Here is a 20955-nt window from a genome sequence, read left to right as displayed (position 1 = left end):
TTACGTTCATCCTTTCCGCACCAATCTGTCCATCCGGAAGAACGAGCACCGGCATGCTGGAAGATTGAGATAATACCATGGGTATGCGCAAATCGGCATAAGATGTATGTCCATCGGGAGATGATAAAAAAAGCTTCACATATAAGCAGAACTAAAGCTGCATGAAAAGCAGGACTAAAAGAAGCATTGGCTCCAATGAGAAAAGGAGGGGCTGAATGGAGCGACAACCTTATTATGTATCCGTGCAGCAGCGTTCTGTTGTGGCAGAACAAGATGCAGGGAATTATGAATTCGTTGTCTACGCGAATGAGGCAGAGAGGGACAAGCTGCAAAGGCTGCTGAATGAAGTGGATGACGCTGAGACAGATGGAATGTGGGATAACATCATGTTAGTGACGAACCAAACGAATGATAGGATTAACGTCCCTTATCAGCTCCACTTGAACAGAGTATATGCCTACATATACGCAATCGGGACTTCTGAAACAAAGCGATTTGTGGAGCAAATGTTGAAGTGAGGAGAGATGACCATAATGGAATTTAAAGCTGCAAAATTTCGTCGTCCTGTAGAAATCGAAGGGCGGTTGTGCGCCGAGATTGGCCTCATCCCGGATGATGAGAAGCAGAAACCGCTGCTGGCATATGTCGCCCCTGTACGTAATGGCGGCTATGAAATTGTTCGCCTTCTGCGCAACGATGCGCATTATGAAGCAGATTGGTATGACAACAATTTGCATAACGCCTTCGAGGAAATCGCTGCGGAGGAATTCATTATAAGCAATAACGAAATCAGCTGCAGTGATCGCGATTCGATTGTTGATGCTGTCTTAGGTTCCACAGAAGTTCGAGCAGCGGTGGATGAGTTGTTTCAATTAGACACGTAATGCTATCCGTTATCATGCAGCGGAAATGGTTCGCTTTCTTATCATCGGCTTCGTGGAAAGAAATGATCAAGGAACGATGAAGGGAGGTGAGAAACGATGTCAGAGCAATTCAAGCAAAACAAGGGCAATAAATATGCCCATCAGAAGAAACATGCGGATGCCGTACTATCGAAAAACTTCAAGCATCCAGGCGAGAAGAACCATTGGGAGTTTCACAATAAGTAAATAAGTAAATAAGTAAGTTCTGTATCAAAAGAAGGCGGCAATTATACAAGGCTCTGCGATAAGCAGAGCCTCTCATGCAGAGGTATTCTGGGATCGATGTGAGTGGGAAATAAAAAAAAGCCTCACCAACCAATAAAAGGTTCTGTGAGGCATGTTCATGTATATTTAGTAAGCAAATGAATGGCGTCCCAGGAGGGATTCGAACCCCCGACCGACGGCTTAGAAGGCCGTTGCTCTATCCAGCTGAGCTACTGGGACATGAATAAGTTAAATTTAGAACATAAATGATTGTATCAAAGAAATTGACTCTTAGCAATAGGAAAATGAAAAAATATTAATTTACATATCTTTTACAGTTTGAGTATCAGGAAAGCACATATGGTGACCGCGCAGGATAAAGAGTGAATATGATATAATGCATCATATAAGAAGCTCACCTAATTGAGGGAGAACGAGCTGCATACATAGGAGAGATTATCGTAATACATAGGCGCAGTACAGAAAGCAGGTGTTCGTATGACAGAAGATTACAAAGAGCCGGCAAAGAATAATGTCATCCTGTTTCCGAAAACTCATGATTACTACCAAATTGAGTTGACACGGATGCTGGAATCTGAGCGTTACGGCGAAGCAATTGCCCTTCTTCAATTCCTGCTGACATGTGATGGTGAGGACGAACGGATTCGGGAAGAGTGGGACGCGCTGCTGCAATGGCTCGTGTCGGCGTTCCCGGAAGCAGAACGTGCTGCTCGTGATTTGAATATGGCTGAGGGAATAGCCAGTTGGCCGGAGTCCACACCGGAAGAGGAGTCTGAAGAGACCGAACAAGATATCCTGCGACGCCAATTCCAGCAGAAGCTGAATGCGGACGGACAATATACAGAGCGATTGTTTGCTACCCTTGTAGAGGGAGAGATGGATGACCGCAAGCTCCTTATTCTTGAGCAGCTTGCAGCAGCAGAAGATCCGGGTGTTGATGAAGCTTTGGCTAAACTGCTCAAAGAGGAGAACCTTAACTCCTTGCTTCAATTCGGAATTCTTCAAGTTATGAAGAGACGGGGAATGCATGGAGAAATCCGCTTCCCTCGCGGGCAGGAGTCGCTGGTCGTACAAATAGAGGATACTCCGCTTGATAATTCGGGGTTCCCAGAGGCCGCCAAGGCACCAGCGGTGCGTGTGAACGAGGCTGCTTCTGTAAGAGAGCCTTCTCTCGCTTATTTTGCTCAGGAGATATGGCAGCAGTACTTGAAGCATATATACGGTTCTCCATCTTATGAACAGTTGTGCGGGCATGGGCAAGAGGATTCGAACGCTTGGGCGGCAGCGCTGCATTTCATCGTGGCTCGAATGCTGCGTGTCGACGAAGAAGTGGAAGTGAAGCAGCTGTACGGTATCACGAATGAACTTCGTGTGCAATATGAGCTAGCGCTCCGATCCTTAAATCGATCATTGCGCGTACAGTCATAGGATCTGAGGCTAAGCAATGAACGGTCGATAGCGCTTTCGTAGAAGGCCGAATGTGGGAATGACGCCCTCCTTGAAAAAGTTATCGTAGTCGGCTATACTAAAATGGTTATTCTGGACGTGTTATGTTAGGTACACTCTAGCCATGATCTTTTTTTGGAGGGGAAGGCATAAAATGAAAGCAACTTGGGAAAAAATAGAGAAGAACATTGGGGTATTGGAAGTAGAGGTTAATGAAGATCGCGTAGCAGAAGGATTGGACTTGGCATTCAAAAAAGTGTCCAAGCGTGTTAACGTTCCTGGTTTCCGCAAAGGTCGCGTACCTCGCCCAATTTTCGAAGCAAAATATGGTGTGGAAAGCTTGTATCAAGATGCGATTGACATCATCTTGGGCGAAGTTTACACACAAGCTGTAAAAGAAACAAACATCCAACCGGTTGATCAGCCGGAAATCGAAGTTGAACAATTTGCAAAAGGCAAAACGTTCAAGTTCAAAGCAAAAGTAACAGTTAAACCTGAAGTGAAGCTTGGCGACTACAAAGGTCTTGAAGTGGAAGCTAAGGAAGCTGAAGTTACTGAAGAAGAGCTTGACGCTGAATTGAAGCGTCTGCAAGAGCGTCATGCTGAACTCGTTATCGTTGACGAAGAAACAGCACAAAAAGGCGACAGCGTTGTTATGGACTTCGAAGGATTCGTTGATGGCGAAGCATTTGAAGGCGGCAAAGGCGAGCGCTACACATTGGAGCTTGGCTCTAACACGTTCATTCCTGGATTCGAAGATCAATTGGTTGGCCTTGGAACAGGCGACTTCAAAGATGTTGAAGTTACATTCCCTGAGCACTACCATGCAGAGAACTTGGCTGGCAAGCCTGCAACATTCAAAGTGAAAGTTCATGAAATCAAGCGCAAGCAGCTTCCACAGCTTGATGATGAGTTCGCTAAAGATGTTAGCGAGTTCGAAACTTTGGATGAGTACAAAGCTGATCTTACAAAACAGTTGAAAGAGCGCAAAGGACGCGAACTGGAAGCAGCTCGTGAAGCTGAGCTCGTTGAAAAAGCATCTGCAAATGCAGAAGTAGAAATTCCACGTGCGATGATCGAGACTGAAATTCAGCACATGGTTAAAGACTTGGACAACCGTCTTCGCATGCAAGGCATGAACATGGATATGTTCTTGACATTGTCTGGCCAAACGATTGCAGACTTGCGCGAGCAAATGCAACAAGAGGCTGACAAGCGTGTGAAAAACAACCTCGTTCTTGAGCAAATCGCGAAAGAAGAGAACATCACAATTTCCGAAGAAGAGCTGCAAGAAGAGCTTGATAAAATGGCAGCTTCTTACCAACGTTCTGCGGACGAAATCCGCTCCATCTTGGAGAAGAACGGCACGATTGAAAACTTGCGTGAAGAGGCAGCTCTTCGCAAAACAGTTAAGTTCATTGTGGACAACAGCAAGAATTAATTGCATATCGGCTGCAACTGCATCATGCATGTGAGAGCGGCGTAACAGGATAAGGCACGTTACTTTTTAAGGGCGTGCCTTATTTTTTACCACCTGTCTGGTGAAAGTTTGCTGGATTGTAAGTTCTTGATTTACTACATAACGTTTCACCACCCAGCAATTGGGTGTACATAATCAGTATGTAACATATTAGGCGATTCCGACCCGCGAGAAGTCACGAATATAGAGCTTATTTGCAGGGATTACGGGCATTTGCCGCACATAGAATAATGGTAATCGGTGTAAAAATGACACCACGTTCAGAAAATGTTAGAATAGAAATGTAAAGCTATGTAAAGAAAAGAGGTCGGTACCATGAATTTAATCCCGATGGTCATCGAACAGACAAATCGCGGCGAACGCTCTTATGATATTTACTCGCGTCTGCTGAAAGATCGCATTATCTTTCTGGGCAGCGCCATCGATGATGACGTAGCGAACAGCGTCATTGCGCAGTTGTTGTTCCTTCAAGCAGATGATCCAGAGAAGGACATTTTCTTGTATATCAACTCACCGGGCGGTTCAGTTACGGCCGGCATGGCAATTTACGATACGATGCAGCATATCAAACCTGACGTATCTACAATCTGCGTAGGCTTGGCTGCAAGTATGGGTTCGCTCTTGCTGACAGCTGGGGCGCCAGGCAAGCGTATTGCTCTGCCGAACAGTGAGATCATGATTCATCAGCCGCTGGGTGGCGTGCGCGGTCAAGCGTCCGACATTAAGATTCATGCGGACTGGATCTTGAAGACAAGACATAAGCTGAACCAAATATATGTGGATCGCACAGGTCAGCCGATTGAGAAGATTGAACGCGATACGGATCGTGACAACTTCATGAGCGCTGATGAAGCGAAAGAATACGGTCTTGTTGACCAAGTTTTACATCCGGCAAGCCCGGGGCTCAAGTAAGGGGGGACACCGATTGTTTAAATTTAATGATGAGAAGGGGCAATTGAAGTGCTCGTTCTGCGGCAAGTCGCAGGAGCAAGTACGCAAGTTGGTTGCCGGTCCTGGCGTATATATATGTGACGAGTGCATCGAGCTGTGCAATGAGATTGTAGAGGAAGAGCTTGGTCACGAAGAGGAAGTCGATCTGAAGGATATACCGAAACCGAAGGAAATTCGTGCGATTCTGGATCAATATGTCATTGGTCAAGAAATAGCGAAAAAGTCGTTGTCCGTAGCGGTATATAACCATTACAAACGGATTAACACCCAGAACAAGATTGAGGATGTTGAGTTGCAGAAGAGTAACATCTTGCTCGTGGGGCCTACTGGTTCCGGTAAGACACTCTTGGCGCAGACCATGGCTAAAATCTTGAACGTGCCATTCGCAATTGCGGATGCCACATCGCTTACAGAAGCAGGTTATGTGGGCGAAGATGTTGAAAATATTCTTCTGAAGCTGATCCAAGCGGCAGACTATGACGTGGAGAAGGCGGAACGCGGTATTATTTACATCGATGAAATCGATAAAGTAGCTCGCAAATCCGAGAATCCTTCGATTACACGCGATGTATCTGGCGAAGGGGTACAGCAGGCATTGCTGAAAATTTTGGAGGGAACCGTTGCTTCTGTTCCGCCGCAAGGTGGCCGTAAGCATCCTCACCAAGAATTTATTCAAATTGATACGACGAACATCTTGTTCATTTGCGGCGGTGCGTTTGACGGACTGGAGCAAATTATCAAGCGTCGTGTAGGGAAGAAAATTATTGGCTTCAATGCTGATGGTGGTCAGAAGGATTTGAAGCCTGGCGAATACTTGACGATGACACTTCCGGAGGATTTGCTGAAATTCGGACTTATTCCTGAATTTGTTGGGCGTCTTCCAGTCATCTCGACGTTGGAGCCGCTTGATGAGCATACATTGGTTCGTATCTTGAGCGAGCCGAAGAATGCGCTGACGAAGCAGTACCAGAAGTTGCTTGAGATGGACAATGTGAAGCTTGACTTCGAGTCTGGTGCACTGGAAGCCATTGCTCGCGAAGCGATCAAGCGCAACACTGGAGCGCGTGGATTGCGTGCCATCATCGAGGGCATTATGCTTGATGTGATGTATGAAGTGCCATCGCGCGATGATGTAACAACATGTGTCATTACGGAGCAAGTAGTAAAAGAACGAATGATTCCGGAACTGACGACAGATAAGAAACAAGAGGAAAGCGCCTAATAGGCGCTTTTCCGTCCGTTTCCGACATGGGAGAGAATGTATCATGTATTTGCGACATCAGACTAGAGCTGTAAAAGTGGGCGATGTAACGATTGGCGGCAACAATGAGGTTGTCATTCAGAGCATGTGCACGACGAAGACGGCAGATGTAGAAGCCACTGTTGCGGAAATTCATCGACTTGAAGAAGCTGGATGCCAGCTTGTTCGGGTTACGGTCAACAATGAGGAAGCAGCGGATGCGATTAAGGAGATTAAGAAGCGTATCTCGATTCCGCTCGTTGCTGACATTCACTTTGACTACAGGCTCGCTTTGAAGGCGATTGAGAACGGTATTGACAAGGTTCGGATCAATCCGGGCAATATTGGGCGCCGTGAGAAAGTGGAAGCAGTCGTGAAGGCGTGCAAAGAGCGCGGCATTCCGATTCGAATCGGTGTTAATGCAGGATCGCTGGAGAACCACCTGCTCGAGAAGTATGGATATCCAACGCCAGAGGCGATGGTCGAAAGTGCTCTATTCCATATCGGAATTTTAGAAGAACTTGATTTCCATGATATTATTGTCTCGTTGAAGGCATCAGATGTGCCTATGGCCATCGCTGCCTATACAAAGGCTTCTGAGGTAATTCCGTACCCGCTTCACTTAGGGATTACAGAAGCTGGAACACTGTTCTCAGGGACGATTAAGAGTGCGGCAGGGCTCGGAGCCTTGTTATCACTTGGAATTGGCTCGACGGTTCGTGTCAGCTTGAGTGCGGATCCAGTAGAAGAAGTGAAGGTTGCGCGTGAGATGCTGAAGTGTTTCGGCTTGATTTCCAATGCAGCTACACTTGTATCATGTCCAACATGCGGCCGACTTGACATCGATTTGTTCTCGATTGCGAACGAAGTAGAGGAGTATATCTCCAAAGTGAAAGTTCCAATTAAGGTATCGGTGCTTGGTTGTGCGGTAAACGGTCCGGGCGAGGCTCGTGAAGCGGATATCGGCATCGCTGGAGCTCGTGGTGAAGGGCTGTTGTTCCGCTACGGAGAAATGATTCGTAAAGTACCGGAGGCAGAGCTTGTCTCTGAGTTGAAGAAGGAAATCGACCATATCGTCGCTGAATATGAGCGTACGGGTCAGATTCCAGGGCGTAAGCACTAATCGAAATATAAGAAGCTATCTTGTTATCGTATGATACAAGAACACCCACATGCAGCAGTGGCGCATGTGGGTGTTTTCTTTGTCTGTATCCAAGTTACTAATTCAATGATCTCGTTCATGTGTCAGACGAGTTAGTAACCTCAGCGATAGGAGCATTGGTTAGTGAGGGAGCATTTTGCTGCATTTTGCTGTTTCCGTTGAATTTGCCGCCTTCTTTGATAATGAAGGATTGGCACAATACATTGCCTTCCAATCTGCCAGAGCTCTCGATGATGACACTTTCTGTGACGTTGACATCACCTTGCATGAACCCTGCGATAACTAGGCTGGAAGCTTGAATATGGGAATAGGCTTTGCCCGACTCTCCAATAATTACGTTCTGACTGCAATGAACATCACCAGTAATGGTTCCCTCGATCCGTAGGTCAGTTTCGCATACAAGCTTTCCTTCAAATGTAGTAGCTTGTCCAATTAAGGTGTCGGTTCCGCTAATTTTTTTACCAGAGGATTTGGCGAACATATCGTGCTCCTTTCTTATATAAAAATCTTATTCAGGAGTGTTTACATAAGTCATTGGATCAATAGGCTGTCCGTTCTTACGAATTTCGAAATGTAGATGAGGTCCTGTGCTCCGACCTGTTGTACCGATTTTGCCAATGAGTGTCCCTTTTTTCACCGAATCTCCGCTGGCCACCACTCTCTCGCTTAGGTGCAAGTAACGTGTAGTAAGTCCGCTGCCATGATTCACGATGATATAATTCCCCTTCAGCTCATCCCTGTCGGAATCAATGACGACCCCTTCGGCAGTAGCGTAAACCGGATCGCCTGTATCTCCGCCTATATCTAATCCAGCATGGAATGCTTCATTGCGTTGAAACGGATCACTGCGTTCTCCGAAAAGAGAGGTGATTCGTGTGCTACCTGTTGGCCATAAGGTTGGAGTAGCGTTCAACTGCTGCTGGAAGGCTTCGGCATTCTTAAATAGAGGAGGCATTGTTCGTTCCCAATCCTGCCACTTCTTATTCATATGATGGAGCTGCTTATTCGCGTTCTCCCATGCTTCAAGTGGTGAGACAGGCTTTTGGTCGCTGCTGTTCACTTCTGTAGCGGCAGAACGAAGCGTCGACAACTTAGATGCAGGAAGCATAATATACTCACCACCTAGCGGCAAAGGCAAGGATGCCGTGTCGCGCTTGGTTGACATGGAGTTGGGCTGACCCGTGCCAGGTGACAGCTTGCTATTCTTTGGAGGGTTAGCGCCAGATGGGACTTGTAAATAGGATTGCAATTGCTGTTCCCATTGTGAGATTCTGTCCATTTTCTGTTTCATATCGTTGGAAGAAGCGGTAATAATGGATAATTGCTTGTCCATCTCTGCTAACAGTTGATTCTTCTCCTGCAGTTCAAGCTGTAATTGTTCATGACGAGCAACAATATCATGCATGGTGAATCGTTGAATGACTAACGATAAAAGTAATGCGCTAATCCCGCCAATGACAATAAACATGACAAGTTTAACCACTACAGTTGGAATACTGTATTGAATAACTGGCCGATTTGGTCCTCGCATAAGCATCCACGTCCAGTGGCGATCGTTTGATTTCGTCATAATTCAAGGATTCCTCCTTAACGACACAAAGGTAAAATAAGCTAGAAACGTTTACATAACATTCCTATTGTACATGATTTTCGGTGAAAAGTAAGTAGAATAATGCAACGATTCGACATAAAAATCGGTTTGTGTCGAATAACGAAAAGGTAAATTTTATCACAAATTGAAAAATGATAAAAAACATTTTGCCATTGCCTGCGATTTACGCTACAATCAGATAGTACGTGTTAGCAAAGTTAACATATCGCGTGCAACAGGACTAGAGAATAAGAGAGGTGCGATATATTGATCGATCAAATTCAGGATTGGATCGGAAAGTTTAATGATTTGTGGTATTTGATGCTTATATTTGTCCTGATAACAGCGGGATTATATTTTTCATTCCGAACAGGCTTCGTGCAGCTTTCCGCGATTAAAGAAACGTTCCGTCTTATGTTGGGGCGGGATAAAGGAAAGTCTTCCGGTGAGAAACAAGGCGTTTCCTCCTTCCAGGCATTCGCAATGAGTACGGCCTCGCGTGTTGGTACGGGGAATTTGGCCGGAGTCGCTATTGCCATTTCGTTGGGTGGCCCTGGCGCTGTATTCTGGATGTGGATGATTGCCATTATTGGCGCGGCTTCGGGGTTCGTCGAATCCACATTGGCACAAGTGTATAAAGTGCGCGATGGCAAGGATTTCAGAGGCGGCCCAGCTTACTATATGGAACGAGCGTTGAACGCACGCTGGCTAGGCATTATTTTTGCAGTCCTCATTATTTTCAGTTTCGGATTCGTTTTTAATTCTGTACAGGCCAACACAGCAAGTGCTGCATTCCAGGATATATTTAACTTGGATCCGATTTGGATGGGGGTTATCTTGGCAGTTCTTGTCATCCCGACGATATTCGGTGGGGTTCAGCGGGTTGCTAAGGTTTCTGCGACTGTAGTTCCGATCATGGCGCTAGCCTATATAGCGATTGCCTTGTTCGTCATGTTCGTGAATTTTAGAGAAATTCCGGGCGTGTTTGCTTCTATTATTCAAAATGCCTTTGGATTTGGAGAGGCGCTGGCTGGCGGCGTAGGCGCAGCGGTGATGAACGGGATTAAACGCGGTCTGTTCTCGAACGAGGCCGGAATGGGTAGTGCTCCCAATGCGGCGGCGACAGCCCATGTTAGTCATCCAGTCAAGCAAGGTTTGATCCAGTCGTTTGGGGTATTCGTCGATACATTGCTTGTTTGTTCGTCAACAGCGTTCATTATCCTGTTCTCCGGGATTTCGACGACGGGCGAGCAGAACGGCATTCGATTGACTCAACATGCGCTTGCGGCTCAGGTTGGAGATTGGGCGCACATTTTTATTGGCTTAGCTGTCTTTTTATTCGCATTTACTTCGCTGATTGGAAACTACTATTACGGTCAAAGCAACATCGAATTCATTACGAAGAAAAAGGGTTGGATGCTTGCCTATCGACTAGGTGTCATAGCGATGGTTCTCTTCGGTTCTGTTGCGAAGATGACCCTAGTATGGAATTTGGCAGACTTGTTCATGGGCTTCATGGCGTTTATTAATCTCATTTCCATTATGCTGCTTGGTAAAGTGGCATTTGCGGCTTTGAAAGATTATATGGGTCAGCGTAAGCGTGGCGAGGAGCCAGTCTTCTATGCAGATTCTGTTCCAGGACTGAAGCATGCAGAATGTTGGGAAAGAAATAATAACTCATAATCACATACGCTTATAATGCATCCGGCAAAGGGTAATACTACCAAGTAGTAAACTTTGCCGGATTTTTTTGTCCTTGCGAGGGCGTTATGGGAGGATGAAACGATGAATTTAAGCGTAATATTGATGCTGATCAATGCGTTCTTTGCCGTAGTTATTGGCATATACTTCTGGAATCTGCTGCGCAGTCAGAAAGGAAATCGCACAGCTGTTGATCGAGAATCGCGCAAGGAGATGGATAAGCTGCGCAAGCTAAGGTCTATTTCCTTGACGAAGCCGTTAGCAGAGAAGACAAGACCTGCGATCATGAGCGATATTGTTGGGCAGAAAGATGGATTGAAGGCGCTCAAAGCTGCTTTGTGCAGTTCGAACCCGCAGCATGTGATCATCTATGGCCCACCAGGCGTAGGTAAGACGGCTGCTGCGAGAGTAGTGCTGGAGGAAGCGAAGAAGAATGCGAGCTCGCCATTTACAATGGAATCCAAGTTCACTGAAATCGATGCGACGACAGCAAGATTTGATGAACGTGGCATTGCCGACCCATTAATAGGCTCGGTTCATGATCCAATTTATCAAGGTGCTGGTGCGATGGGAGTCGCTGGGATTCCACAGCCGAAGCCGGGAGCGGTGACGAAGGCACATGGGGGCATGCTGTTTATTGATGAGATTGGTGAGCTTCATCCGATACAGATGAATAAACTGTTGAAGGTACTTGAAGATCGTAAAGTATTTTTGGAGAGCGCTTATTACAATTCGGAAGACTCGAATGTACCTTCGTATATTCACGATATTTTTCAAAATGGATTGCCTGCGGACTTCAGGCTTGTGGGAGCGACGACCCGCTCTTCCCAAGAACTCCCGCCAGCGCTTCGTTCACGTTGTATGGAAATCTACTTCAGGCCGCTGCTTCCTGATGAAATCGGAGCTATTGCAGAAAATGGTCTGAAGAAAATTGGCTTCCCGCACTCGCCAGAAGCGGTAGATATGGTGAAAAAGTACGCGACCAATGGGCGTGAGGCGGTGAATATTGTCCAACTGTCGGCTGGACTGGCGATGTCAGAAGGGCGGACATCGATTGATGCGGCTGATGTAGAATGGGTTGCCAACAGCAGCCAGATTGCTCCGCGTCCTGATCGCAAAGTTCCTGCAGAACCACAGGTTGGTCTCGTGAATGGCTTGGCTGTGTACGGTCCTAGCATGGGAGCGCTGCTGGAAATTGAAGTGAGTGCGATCCGTGTGAAGAGTGGGCACGGCAAGTATACAATTACGGGTGTTGTCGAGGAAGAAGAGCTGGGCGGTGGAAGCCGAACGCTGCGCCGCAAGAGTATGGCGAAGGGGTCTATTGAGAACGTATTGACCGTGCTTCGCAGCCTGGGACATGAGACATCCAACTTCGATTTGCACATTAACTTCCCAGGCGGATCGCCAGTAGATGGTCCATCCGCGGGCATGGCAATGGCGATAGCCATCGCATCAGCATTGAATGGATGGCCTGTGGACAATAAGCTTGCGATGACAGGTGAAATCAGTCTTCATGGGCGCATTAAGCCGGTCGGCGGCGTACTTGCCAAGGTGGAAGCGGCTTTTCAAGCAGGAGCAACTCGCGTGCTTATTCCGAAGGAGAACTGGCAGGATATCTTCGCAGGCTTGGATGGAGTGCAAGTCATACCCGTCGAACACATTGAGGAAGGCTTCCAACATGCATTCGGCAGTGAATGGAAGGGAGATGCACAGCATAAGCCGCAACCGTTCGAACGTGCCGTGGGCACCTCGCTGCCGTTGCTGCATGCAGAAGGATCGGAGAAGAATAGCAGTTCTTCTGATGGGAGCAGCTATAGCTGATCGGCCTGTGGAAAATTGGTGTTTTACTTGAACATTTGATAAAATGTTGGTTGCAATGTACTAGATAGATCATGATAGCCATGGGGGTGCCGAACGATGGGGCTTAAATCGAACAAAGACCGCCGCCTGCCTCTGCTCCCGCTACGAGGCTTGCTCGTGTACCCGAGCATGGTGTTGAACTTGGATGTGGGGCGCGATAAGTCGGTACGGGCACTTGAACATGCGATGCTGGAAGATCAATTGCTGCTGTTGTGCACGCAGTCAGAGGTCAGCATCGAGGAGCCTTCTCAGGATGATATTTTCCGTATAGGCACGATAGCGAAGGTTCGTCAAATGTTACGTCTGCCTAATAACACAATACGTGTGCTTGTTGAGGGTGTTGAGCGCGCTGAGATCGTTGAATATGTGCCTAATGAGGAGTTCTATGAGGTTCAGGTGCATGTATTGCATGAAGAGACGTCGGATGATACTTCAGAGACAGAAGCGCTCATGCGCATGGCATTGACCCAGTTCGAGAACTATGTGCAAATGTCGAAGAAGGTGTCGCCAGAGACGCTAGCTTCCGTAACGGACATCGAAGAACCGGGTCGGATGGCGGATGTGATCGCCAGCCACTTGTCCATCAAGCTCAAAGATAAACAGGCGCTTCTGGAGACGGTGGATAGCAAAGCCCGTCTGCATAAGCTGCTTGAGCTGCTCAATAATGAGAGCGAAGTGCTGGAGATGGAGAAGAAGATTGGCCAGCGCGTGAAGAAGCAGATGGAGAAGACACAGAAGGAATACTATTTGCGTGAGCAAATGAAGGCGATCCAGAAGGAATTGGGAGATAAAGAAGGCCGCGCGGGCGAGGCCGAGGAGCTGCGTGCCCAATTGAAGGAGCTCGAGGCTCCGGATAAAGTTCGTGAGAAAATCGGCAAAGAAATCGATCGATTGGAGAAAATGCCGGCTTCTTCCGCAGAAGGTTCGGTGATTCGAAACTATATCGATTGGCTGCTTCAGATTCCGTGGGCTCAGCTCTCGGAGGATGATCTGGATCTGAGCAAGGCAGAATCCATTCTGGAGGCCGATCATTATGGACTTGAGAAGCCGAAGGAACGTGTCCTTGAATATTTGGCTGTACAGCAGCTAGTCAAAGAAATGAAAGGGCCGATTCTATGCCTTGTTGGCCCTCCGGGTGTCGGGAAAACGTCGCTTGCAAGGTCAATTGCGAAATCGCTTGAACGGAAATTTGTTCGTATCTCGTTAGGTGGGGTGCGTGACGAGGCGGAGATTCGCGGTCATCGTCGTACCTATGTAGGTGCAATGCCAGGACGAATTGTTCAGGCGCTTAAAAATGCGGGCACGATGAACCCAGTAATGCTGCTTGATGAAATCGACAAGATGGCATCTGACTTCCGTGGGGATCCGGCATCTGCACTGCTGGAGGTATTGGATCCAGAACAGAATAATGCATTCAGTGATCATTTCGTTGAGCTCCCGGTCGATCTGTCCAAGGTTCTGTTCGTGACAACTGCCAATGCGGTTCACAATATACCGCGTCCGCTGCTGGATCGGATGGAACTGCTGTCCTTGTCTGGATATACGGAGCTTGAGAAGCTGGAAATCGCGAACAGGCATCTGCTTCCGAAGCAGAAGGAAGCCCATGGATTGCAGGCGAATCAGCTGACGGTTCAAGAGGACTGCCTTCTGAAAGTGATTCGTGAATATACACGTGAAGCGGGAGTTCGCCAACTGGAACAGCAATTGGCTGCGCTATGCCGCAAGGCTGCAAAGCGAATTGTATCTGAACAGGTGGAAGACATACAGATTCACGCCCAGCAATTATCCGAATATTTAGGTGTAGCTCGATATCGCTATGGTCTGGCAGAACAAAATGACCAGATCGGAACGGTGACAGGTCTTGCGTGGACGGAAGCGGGAGGGGACACGCTTAACATTGAGGTTACCGTGGTTCCTGGCTCCGGTAAGCTGCAATTGACAGGCAAGCTTGGCGATGTCATGAAAGAGTCCGCACAGGCTGCATTTAGCTACATCCGCTCGAAGGCGGCACAGTGGGGATTGGAGCCCGACTTCCATGAGAAGCTGGATATTCATGTCCATGTCCCTGAAGGAGCGATTCCGAAGGATGGCCCTTCCGCCGGAATCACAATTGCGACGGCACTTGTATCGGCGTTCACTAATCGGTATGTATCCAAGGATGTTGCAATGACCGGTGAGATTACATTGCGCGGGAGAGTACTCCCGATTGGTGGATTGAAAGAGAAGTCGCTGGCCGCGCTTCGTGCAGGAATCAAGACGGTTCTGTTCCCACATGACAATGAACGCGATCTAGCGGATATCCCGGATACAGTACGGCGGGAGCTGACCTTTATACCAGTAGCTCATATGGATGAAGTGCTGCAGCATGCGTTGCTGGAAGCGACTTCATCATAATGGTATAGCAACAAGACGGATGCGCGTGCAGCGCATCCGTTTTTCTTTTTTTTTGTGAAATGACGGGAATCGTGTACAATTGTACAATAGACAGAACAGAATGTAAGGTGAGGATAATCGCGTATGAAAATAACAAATGCTGAATTTATTATTAGTGCTGTTGGATCTGCACAGTATCCAGATGACGGGTTCCCGGAGATTGGTCTGGCAGGCCGATCGAATGTAGGGAAGTCATCGTTAATCAATCGCATGATTATGCGCAAGAACTTGGCGCGTACAAGCTCGCAGCCGGGAAAGACACAGCAGTTGAACTACTATCGCATTAATGAAAATATGTATTTCGTGGACGTGCCGGGATACGGGTATGCCAAGGTATCGAAGACGCAGCGCGCTGCGTGGGGACGCATGATTGAAGCGTACTTCCAAGAGCGTGAGACACTTCGCCTTGTGCTGCTGGTTGTTGATTTGCGCCATGCGCCTACAGCAGACGATTGCATGATGCATGACTGGCTTACGCATTACGGCGTCCCGGTATGTGTGGTTGCGACGAAGGCTGATAAAATATCGAGAAACCATCTTCCGAAGCATGTGAAGCAAGTTCGTACCACCCTTGGGTTGTCATCGGATGCTCCGTTTGTCATGTTCTCCGCGGAGACAGGACAAGGCCGTGAAGAGTTATGGGACATTATTAATCAGCATGCAAGCGTTAATTCGTAAGCATGTTGGATAAAAAGCGGGGTAGTTCCGGCCTCAGTCCGTTTTTTTGCGAAATGCACCATAAAATGGCGGCTCATGAACAGGAATTCATATTCTCCCTGTAGTATAATAAACATGTATAAATATTATATGTTGAATACAGGTAAGGAGAGTTTTTATGGCTCGGCGGTTAGCCACAGAGTATGTGAAAGCCAGTTTACAGTTAACGGAAGCTCAATTGACCCGATTTGTGCAATCGCTCGCGAAGCAATCTATTGTGGGGCGGGTGAAAGTATTAGAAAACGGTAATCAAGAGGTGGTTCTTGAGGACGGCCAGGGTGATGAGATCATATTCCTGTTCGAGAAACAAGGCAATCGGTATGTCTGTGTAACGTCTTGCCGCTTGGTTCATCCGAAATTGACACAAGTGATGCATAAGCTTGTGGCGACATTCCGTGGCGAAGCGGTAGTCAATCGGATTTTTGCGGGATTTACAATCACTTATTATTACGCAGATGGGGCTGTTCGCAAGATTGTAGAGCAGAAGGAAGAGCCTCGCGTTATTTTCGAACATAAGGATACGGTACAGGACTTGCATAACATGTACCGTAACGAACATGTAGAAATACGAATTGCGAGTATTAAGGAGCGCATCAACAGTTTGCTCGATAAGCGCAATCGAAGCCTGTCAGCAGATGAGGTTCAAGCTGTAGATCAGCAGCTAACAGCATTGGCAAAGCAATTGTTCATCTTGGAAGCCTGAGCGGCACTTGAATATGAAAGAACTTAAGGCGTATGCCTTAAGTTCTTTTTTTTGTTCTGCAGCGAATATTGGGCGGGCGTACTAGACACCTATTAGAGGCTTTCGCCATATAGTAGACAGGGAAAATGGAATAGTCAGGGGATAAGTGGATAAAAAAGTGTTGCATTTATGTGAGTAAGATGTTATTTTTAATCTCGTTGAAAACAATATAGGAACCAGGATTCACTCAGGACATTGCATGTTGCGAGAGATTTTTCCCTCGGGAAGTGAATGACGTAGGTCCTAGCGGATGAAATTATTTTTTCAAACATTTTATTCCTAGGAAGGGGGAACCGAAAGATGGAATACTCAACTTTCGGAAGACATGTTGCTGTTGACACGTGGGGAGTCGACTTCGATTTGCTGAACAATGCTCAATTGCTTGAAGCACAACTGGTAGAAGCCGCTGAAGCGTGTGGTGCAACGGTCTTGTCTGTTCAATCTAAACAGTTTGACCCACAAGGGGCAACAGTTCTAGTTATGTTGTCAGAAAGTCATCTTTCAATCCACACTTATCCTGAACGTGGATTTGCAGCAATCGATTGTTACACTTGCGGAGAAACAGTAGACCCGCAGCTAGCCATTGATTACCTGGTCTCTGTGTTGAAACCGGAGAAAACGTACGCGAAGAAACTTATTCGCGGATTAGGCGAATTGCAAGTGGTTACTCCGGATATGAAAGTATCCGAATTGGTATAAACGACAATAAAGACCCGCTCATCCTCGTGCTTGGCACAGGGTGGGGCGGGCTTTTTTTTATTCTCATACAGAGACAACCTCATAGCTCGGTTATTTGTCCACTTGTTGCTCCATAAGCTATATACATAATCATATATAGTAGGTGAATGCTGATGAGACCTAGACGATTTCGAGGCGGTATCGTATGGATGGTTGTGTTGTTCATGCTGCTAATATGGCCTTCCATTCAAGTGTACAACTTATTGTCACCGAAGGCAGAAGCGTCCGACCCGCTTAAAATGCTGTACGAAGTAGCTCAATTTCAAACGAACCTGTTAAAAGGATCATTGCAGGAAGCAGCGCGGTATGACTCGACAGAACCGCTTCAAAAATTGAAGCTTGTTGCTTATTCAGCAGCATTTGCACATGAAAGACTGGTTCGTGCGGTTGGGAAGAAGCAGCTGCCAGAGCTGCCTAGCCTGAATAAGGTTGTAGAAACCATCACATTGATGCAGTTAAATGGCGATCGCCCATTAACGGACAGTGAAAAAGAGATGATCAGCATGAGCGCCGAGGCAATGACCCGACTCTATGACAGCTATGCACTCGTCTATAACAGCAGCGGGGGATGGATCGCATCCAAGCGTGAAGAACTGGTTAGCGCAGACAAGGATTTGAAGGAAGTGCTGGAATCTTATTTTACACCGAAGTGAACTGGCAAAAAGTACATAAAAAAAGAATGACATTGGGGCGTTGCAATGATAGTATAAGGTGCAGTTAGCCCGTACAAACTAAAATTTGACATGCATTTCATAATATTTTCAAATTACGAACGAATGTTCTTGTTGATCTATGTTATAATGATTATCATCTGAGAATGTACTAAATTTTGAAAAGCAGGTGAAATGAATGCACATCATCGTCGTCGGCATGAACTATCGTACGGCGCCCGTAGAAATTCGGGAGAAGTTTGCAGTGCCCGAAAGTGATTGGCAAGAGGCGCTGAGACAATTGAGACAGACGAAGAGCGTGCTCGAATGCGTGATGGTGTCGACATGCAATCGCACAGAACTGTATGTGGTTGTCGACAGATTGCACATGTGCGGTCACTTCATCCGCAGCTTTATGGAGACGTGGTTCGGCATTTCCAGACAGCAATTTACACCGCACCTCTATATATATGAAGATGATCAGGCTGTCGAGCATTTGTTCCGGGTCAGTTGCGGCTTGGATTCCATGGTCATCGGCGAAACGCAAATTTTAGGCCAAATCCGTAATGCCTTCTTGTTCGCGCAAAATGAAGGGGTAACCGGGACGTGGCTGAATACCGTATTTAAGCAGGCGATAACACTCGCGAAGAGAGCACATGCCGAAACAAGCATTAACGAAAATGCGGTATCGGTCAGCTATGCCGCAGTGGAGCTTGGCAAGCGAATATTCGGATCGTTCCAAGGAAAGAAGGTACTCATTCTAGGCGCAGGCAAAATGAGCGAGCTGACTGTGAAGCATTTATATGCCAACGGGGCTGCGGAGGTAATGGTAGCAAACCGTACCCTATCTCGTGCGGAAGAGCTGGCGAAGCAGTTTAACGGTCGGGCAGGTACGCTTGATGCGGCCGAACAGATGCTGGCTGAGGCTGATATTGTGATTAGCTCAACGGGTTCGAAGGAATATGTACTGACAGCGGATGATGTGAAGCGGGCGATGAGCAGACGCAAATCTCGGTCGCTGTTCTTCATTGACATTGCCGTGCCGCGTGACTTGGATCCGGCGATTAGTGACGTGTCGAATGTATTCTTATATGATATCGATGATCTGCAAGGTATTGTGGAGAGCAATCTGGCACGTCGCCGCAAGGAAGCGGCGAAGATCGAAGCTTTTATCGCAGATGAACTCGAGGAGCATCGTCATTGGCTCAAAATGCTGGGTGTAACTCCGATGATTCGATCTTTACAGTCCAAAGCAGAACGCATCCACCAGGATACGCTGCAAAGCTTGTTCAATAAACTTCCCGAGCTGTCTGAACGGGAAGAAAAATTGATACGCCGTCTGACGAAGAGCATGTTGAACCAAATGATGCACGACCCAATTAATCAAATTAAAGAGCTCGCCGCTGAGAAAAATGGGGACGAGGCATTGCGGTTATTTTCGCAAATTTTCGCACTGGAGCAGCCAGAAGCGGGTGGCAAGGAGGAGCGAGGCAAGGAACAGCCCTCACCCCAAGTCACCGTGAATCGAAATACGGAACCCGAGCGGGGGAAGTCTGTGCTGTCTTGGGCAGCCGTCACATGGTAGAGGAAGAACAGGAGGCGGCAGGCATCGATGGTTACGAATAGTTGGATTTACGATGCGATTATCTACACATACGCCCTGAGCCTTCTGTTTTATTTTTCCGATGTGGTAGGAGTCAATCGGAAAGCGAAGCGGATGGGCGCAGGGCTTCTTACTTTTGTATGGGTACTTCAGACGATCTTCTTGATTGTAAGAATGGTGAGGCATCAGGATGTGCCCGTTTTTAGTAGTTTTGAATTTATGTTTTTGTTTTCATGGTTCCTCGTGACCGTATCCATTGTCATTAGCAGGTTCTTTCATATCGAATTTATCGTTTTTTTCGTCAATCTTATTGGGTTTGCCTTATTGCTCGTGAACATGCTTAACGACCCGACAATGCCTGCATCGATGAAGGAATGGGAGATGATGCGTAATTTGCTCTCTTTCCATATCTCGCTTGTAGCCTTTGGTTTCGCAGCCTTAACGATTAGTGCCGTATTCGCGGGCATGTATGTATTTCTCCATCATAAGTTGAAGGCTAAGCAATGGTCTGACGCGGTGCGGCGCTTGCCTAGTCTTGAACGAATTGAACGCTTTTCGTTTCTAGCTGTCGTAATTGGCATTCCGATGATTTTACTGTCGCTTGCCGTAGCAGTTGGGGCTATTCTGCTCGACAATCGTACGGAATTGCTGATTGATTTTAAGATATGGTTTACGTTATTAGCGCTTTTATTCTATGGCTCTTATATTGTGAAACGCTCGCGTAATGATTCAACAGGATTTCGACTTTCTTTGTTGAATTTAGGATGTTATGCGGTAATGATGCTCAATTTCGCATTGAATTCATTGTCGACATTTCATCGCTGGATTGGAGTGTAGCGAATGGGAGATTCCCCTCTGTATCCGATTATGCTGAAGCTTGTTGGCAAGCCATGTACGGTGATTGGCGGCGGCAAGGTAGCTGCGCGCAAGGTTCGTCACTTGCTGGCGAGTGGTGCTGAAGTGAAAGTGGTCAGTCCCGTATTGACTGCAGAGCTTTGGCACTTTGTCCATGAAGGTAGCATTGTTCATATCGCAAGAGAGTATGAAGAGGGGGACGCCATTGGAGCGCTGCTTGTGTTTGCTGCGACAGATCACTGTGAAGTGAATGAGCGAGTAGCCGCGGAAGCAAGGCGCTGTGGGGCGTTTATCAATATTGCTCATAGTCCGGAACAGAGTGACTTCGCCAATCCTGGGACGGTGCAGCACGGAGATGTTCATCTCGCTGTATCGACTGGCGGCGCTAGTCCAACTTTGACGAGAAGTATATTAGCCAAGCTGTCCAAGTTAATGGACGATGAGTTGGCGCGAGTAGCGGAGATGCTGCTGCACGCACGCAAGGCTTCGCATGATGTGCTGCCAGACACGGTAGATCGCCAGCGAGCAATGCGGCACTATGCAGAAGAATGCTGGCGAGCCTATGAATGTAATGTCACACTTCCCAAGTGGGAGGACTGGGTCACGGCGTGGCTCGCCCAATATCAATAAATGAATGA

Annotated in this window: 20 protein-coding genes and 1 tRNA gene; 18 read left to right on the top strand and 3 right to left on the bottom strand. The window is 47.2% G+C overall.

What is annotated here, in order from left to right; translation table 11 throughout:
* Positions 1–215: 215 nt before the first annotated feature.
* The 3 genes from PBN151_RS26575 to PBN151_RS32390 all read left to right on the top strand — a co-directional run bounded on the left by PBN151_RS26575 (position 216) and on the right by PBN151_RS32390 (position 1109).
* Complete coding sequence (locus tag PBN151_RS26575; protein ID WP_021259076.1) at positions 216–518, top strand: hypothetical protein; 303 nt, start codon at positions 216–218, stop codon at positions 516–518.
* 15 nt (positions 519–533) lie between these two features.
* The gene (locus PBN151_RS26570; RefSeq protein ID WP_072731605.1) at positions 534–884 is read left to right on the top strand and encodes a carboxypeptidase; all 351 of its coding nucleotides are present in this window, start codon (positions 534–536) and stop codon (positions 882–884) included.
* Positions 885–980: 96 nt separating this feature from the next.
* Positions 981–1109, top strand: coding sequence for a hypothetical protein (locus PBN151_RS32390; protein WP_260612424.1), 129 nt, complete (start codon positions 981–983; stop codon positions 1107–1109).
* A 181-nt stretch (positions 1110–1290) separates the two neighbouring features.
* Here PBN151_RS32390 and PBN151_RS26565 read toward each other — a convergent pair.
* Positions 1291–1367 (bottom strand) — tRNA-Arg (locus tag PBN151_RS26565).
* Between the two features lie 258 nt (positions 1368–1625).
* On the opposite strand from PBN151_RS26565, the gene PBN151_RS26560 reads away from it, so the two are divergent.
* The 5 genes from PBN151_RS26560 (at position 1626) to ispG (ending at position 7388) form a co-directional block, all read left to right on the top strand.
* Positions 1626–2576 (top strand): hypothetical protein, encoded by a 951-nt coding sequence (locus tag PBN151_RS26560; RefSeq protein WP_072731603.1) that lies wholly within the window; start codon positions 1626–1628, stop codon positions 2574–2576.
* A gap of 172 nt (positions 2577–2748) precedes the next feature.
* Positions 2749–4035 (top strand): trigger factor, encoded by a 1287-nt coding sequence (tig, locus tag PBN151_RS26555; protein WP_065292018.1) that lies wholly within the window; start codon positions 2749–2751, stop codon positions 4033–4035.
* A gap of 354 nt (positions 4036–4389) precedes the next feature.
* Positions 4390–4986, top strand: coding sequence for an ATP-dependent Clp endopeptidase proteolytic subunit ClpP (clpP, locus tag PBN151_RS26550; protein WP_021252338.1), 597 nt, complete (start codon positions 4390–4392; stop codon positions 4984–4986).
* Between the two features lie 13 nt (positions 4987–4999).
* Positions 5000–6247: an ATP-dependent protease ATP-binding subunit ClpX gene (clpX, locus tag PBN151_RS26545; RefSeq protein ID WP_021252337.1), complete on the top strand. Its 1248-nt coding sequence runs from the start codon at positions 5000–5002 to the stop codon at positions 6245–6247.
* Between the two features lie 43 nt (positions 6248–6290).
* Positions 6291–7388 (top strand): flavodoxin-dependent (E)-4-hydroxy-3-methylbut-2-enyl-diphosphate synthase, encoded by a 1098-nt coding sequence (gene ispG, locus PBN151_RS26540; RefSeq protein WP_021258198.1) that lies wholly within the window; start codon positions 6291–6293, stop codon positions 7386–7388.
* A 115-nt stretch (positions 7389–7503) separates the two neighbouring features.
* On the opposite strand, the gene PBN151_RS26535 is transcribed toward ispG, so the two are convergent.
* Both PBN151_RS26535 and PBN151_RS26530 read right to left on the bottom strand, forming a co-directional pair.
* On the bottom strand, positions 7504–7908 hold the full coding sequence (locus PBN151_RS26535; RefSeq protein WP_021252335.1) for a bactofilin family protein: 405 nt from the start codon (positions 7906–7908) through the stop codon (positions 7504–7506).
* A 27-nt stretch (positions 7909–7935) separates the two neighbouring features.
* Complete coding sequence (locus PBN151_RS26530; RefSeq protein ID WP_072731602.1) at positions 7936–8997, bottom strand: M23 family metallopeptidase; 1062 nt, start codon at positions 8995–8997, stop codon at positions 7936–7938.
* 342 nt (positions 8998–9339) lie between these two features.
* Here PBN151_RS26530 and PBN151_RS26525 point away from each other — a divergent pair, with 342 nt between their 5' ends.
* From PBN151_RS26525 to PBN151_RS26480, 10 genes are all read left to right on the top strand, one after another.
* Entirely contained in the window at positions 9340–10701 is a 1362-nt protein-coding gene (locus tag PBN151_RS26525; protein WP_051249836.1) for an alanine/glycine:cation symporter family protein, read from the top strand.
* A gap of 102 nt (positions 10702–10803) precedes the next feature.
* A complete protein-coding gene (gene lonB, locus PBN151_RS26520) occupies positions 10804–12540 on the top strand; it encodes an ATP-dependent protease LonB (protein WP_072731600.1) in 1737 nt (578 codons plus the stop codon).
* A 96-nt stretch (positions 12541–12636) separates the two neighbouring features.
* The gene (gene lon / locus PBN151_RS26515) at positions 12637–14973 is read left to right on the top strand and encodes an endopeptidase La (RefSeq protein ID WP_072731599.1); all 2337 of its coding nucleotides are present in this window, start codon (positions 12637–12639) and stop codon (positions 14971–14973) included.
* Positions 14974–15096: 123 nt separating this feature from the next.
* Positions 15097–15690: a ribosome biogenesis GTP-binding protein YihA/YsxC gene (yihA, locus tag PBN151_RS26510; protein WP_072731597.1), complete on the top strand. Its 594-nt coding sequence runs from the start codon at positions 15097–15099 to the stop codon at positions 15688–15690.
* A gap of 157 nt (positions 15691–15847) precedes the next feature.
* A complete protein-coding gene (locus tag PBN151_RS26505; RefSeq protein ID WP_021252329.1) occupies positions 15848–16432 on the top strand; it encodes a hypothetical protein in 585 nt (194 codons plus the stop codon).
* Between the two features lie 339 nt (positions 16433–16771).
* On the top strand, positions 16772–17170 hold the full coding sequence (speD, locus tag PBN151_RS26500) for an adenosylmethionine decarboxylase (RefSeq protein ID WP_021252328.1): 399 nt from the start codon (positions 16772–16774) through the stop codon (positions 17168–17170).
* A gap of 152 nt (positions 17171–17322) precedes the next feature.
* Positions 17323–17862 carry an S-adenosylmethionine decarboxylase gene (locus tag PBN151_RS26495; RefSeq protein WP_072731596.1) on the top strand — a complete coding sequence of 180 codons (540 nt, stop codon included), beginning with the start codon at positions 17323–17325 and terminating at the stop codon, positions 17860–17862.
* A gap of 196 nt (positions 17863–18058) precedes the next feature.
* Positions 18059–19444: a glutamyl-tRNA reductase gene (gene hemA / locus PBN151_RS26490; RefSeq protein ID WP_072731594.1), complete on the top strand. Its 1386-nt coding sequence runs from the start codon at positions 18059–18061 to the stop codon at positions 19442–19444.
* 27 nt (positions 19445–19471) lie between these two features.
* Entirely contained in the window at positions 19472–20299 is an 828-nt protein-coding gene (gene ccsA, locus PBN151_RS26485) for a cytochrome c biogenesis protein CcsA (RefSeq protein ID WP_021252325.1), read from the top strand.
* Positions 20300–20302: 3 nt separating this feature from the next.
* Positions 20303–20947: a precorrin-2 dehydrogenase/sirohydrochlorin ferrochelatase family protein gene (locus PBN151_RS26480; RefSeq protein WP_072731593.1), complete on the top strand. Its 645-nt coding sequence runs from the start codon at positions 20303–20305 to the stop codon at positions 20945–20947.
* The last annotated feature ends 8 nt before the right edge of the window (positions 20948–20955 follow it).

This window comes from Paenibacillus sp. NAIST15-1, from assembly GCF_001894745.1.
GTDB classification, from domain to species: Bacteria; Bacillota; Bacilli; order Paenibacillales; family Paenibacillaceae; genus Paenibacillus_B; species Paenibacillus_B suaedae.
This window is presented reverse-complemented; position numbering and strand designations above follow the sequence as displayed.

Excerpts from the sequence above, each read along its gene's own strand:
- PBN151_RS26505 (WP_021252329.1), top strand. The coding sequence starts at position 15,848 with ATGGCTCGGCGGTTAGCCACAGAGTATGTGAAAGCCAGTTTACAGTTA.
- PBN151_RS26480 (WP_072731593.1), top strand. The coding sequence starts at position 20,303 with ATGGGAGATTCCCCTCTGTATCCGATTATGCTGAAGCTTGTTGGCAAG.
- PBN151_RS26525 (WP_051249836.1), top strand. The coding sequence starts at position 9,340 with ATGCTTATATTTGTCCTGATAACAGCGGGATTATATTTTTCATTCCGA.
- PBN151_RS26570 (WP_072731605.1), top strand. The coding sequence starts at position 534 with ATGGAATTTAAAGCTGCAAAATTTCGTCGTCCTGTAGAAATCGAAGGG.
- tig (WP_065292018.1), top strand. The coding sequence starts at position 2,749 with ATGAAAGCAACTTGGGAAAAAATAGAGAAGAACATTGGGGTATTGGAA.
- PBN151_RS26575 (WP_021259076.1), top strand. The coding sequence starts at position 216 with ATGGAGCGACAACCTTATTATGTATCCGTGCAGCAGCGTTCTGTTGTG.
- PBN151_RS32390 (WP_260612424.1), top strand. The coding sequence starts at position 981 with ATGTCAGAGCAATTCAAGCAAAACAAGGGCAATAAATATGCCCATCAG.
- hemA (WP_072731594.1), top strand. The coding sequence starts at position 18,059 with ATGCACATCATCGTCGTCGGCATGAACTATCGTACGGCGCCCGTAGAA.
- ispG (WP_021258198.1), top strand. The coding sequence starts at position 6,291 with ATGTATTTGCGACATCAGACTAGAGCTGTAAAAGTGGGCGATGTAACG.
- yihA (WP_072731597.1), top strand. The coding sequence starts at position 15,097 with ATGAAAATAACAAATGCTGAATTTATTATTAGTGCTGTTGGATCTGCA.
- PBN151_RS26535 (WP_021252335.1), bottom strand. The coding sequence starts at position 7,908 with ATGTTCGCCAAATCCTCTGGTAAAAAAATTAGCGGAACCGACACCTTA.
- PBN151_RS26530 (WP_072731602.1), bottom strand. The coding sequence starts at position 8,997 with ATGACGAAATCAAACGATCGCCACTGGACGTGGATGCTTATGCGAGGA.
- lonB (WP_072731600.1), top strand. The coding sequence starts at position 10,804 with ATGAATTTAAGCGTAATATTGATGCTGATCAATGCGTTCTTTGCCGTA.
- clpP (WP_021252338.1), top strand. The coding sequence starts at position 4,390 with ATGAATTTAATCCCGATGGTCATCGAACAGACAAATCGCGGCGAACGC.
- PBN151_RS26560 (WP_072731603.1), top strand. The coding sequence starts at position 1,626 with ATGACAGAAGATTACAAAGAGCCGGCAAAGAATAATGTCATCCTGTTT.
- ccsA (WP_021252325.1), top strand. The coding sequence starts at position 19,472 with ATGGTTACGAATAGTTGGATTTACGATGCGATTATCTACACATACGCC.
- speD (WP_021252328.1), top strand. The coding sequence starts at position 16,772 with ATGGAATACTCAACTTTCGGAAGACATGTTGCTGTTGACACGTGGGGA.
- PBN151_RS26495 (WP_072731596.1), top strand. The coding sequence starts at position 17,323 with ATGAGACCTAGACGATTTCGAGGCGGTATCGTATGGATGGTTGTGTTG.
- lon (WP_072731599.1), top strand. The coding sequence starts at position 12,637 with ATGGGGCTTAAATCGAACAAAGACCGCCGCCTGCCTCTGCTCCCGCTA.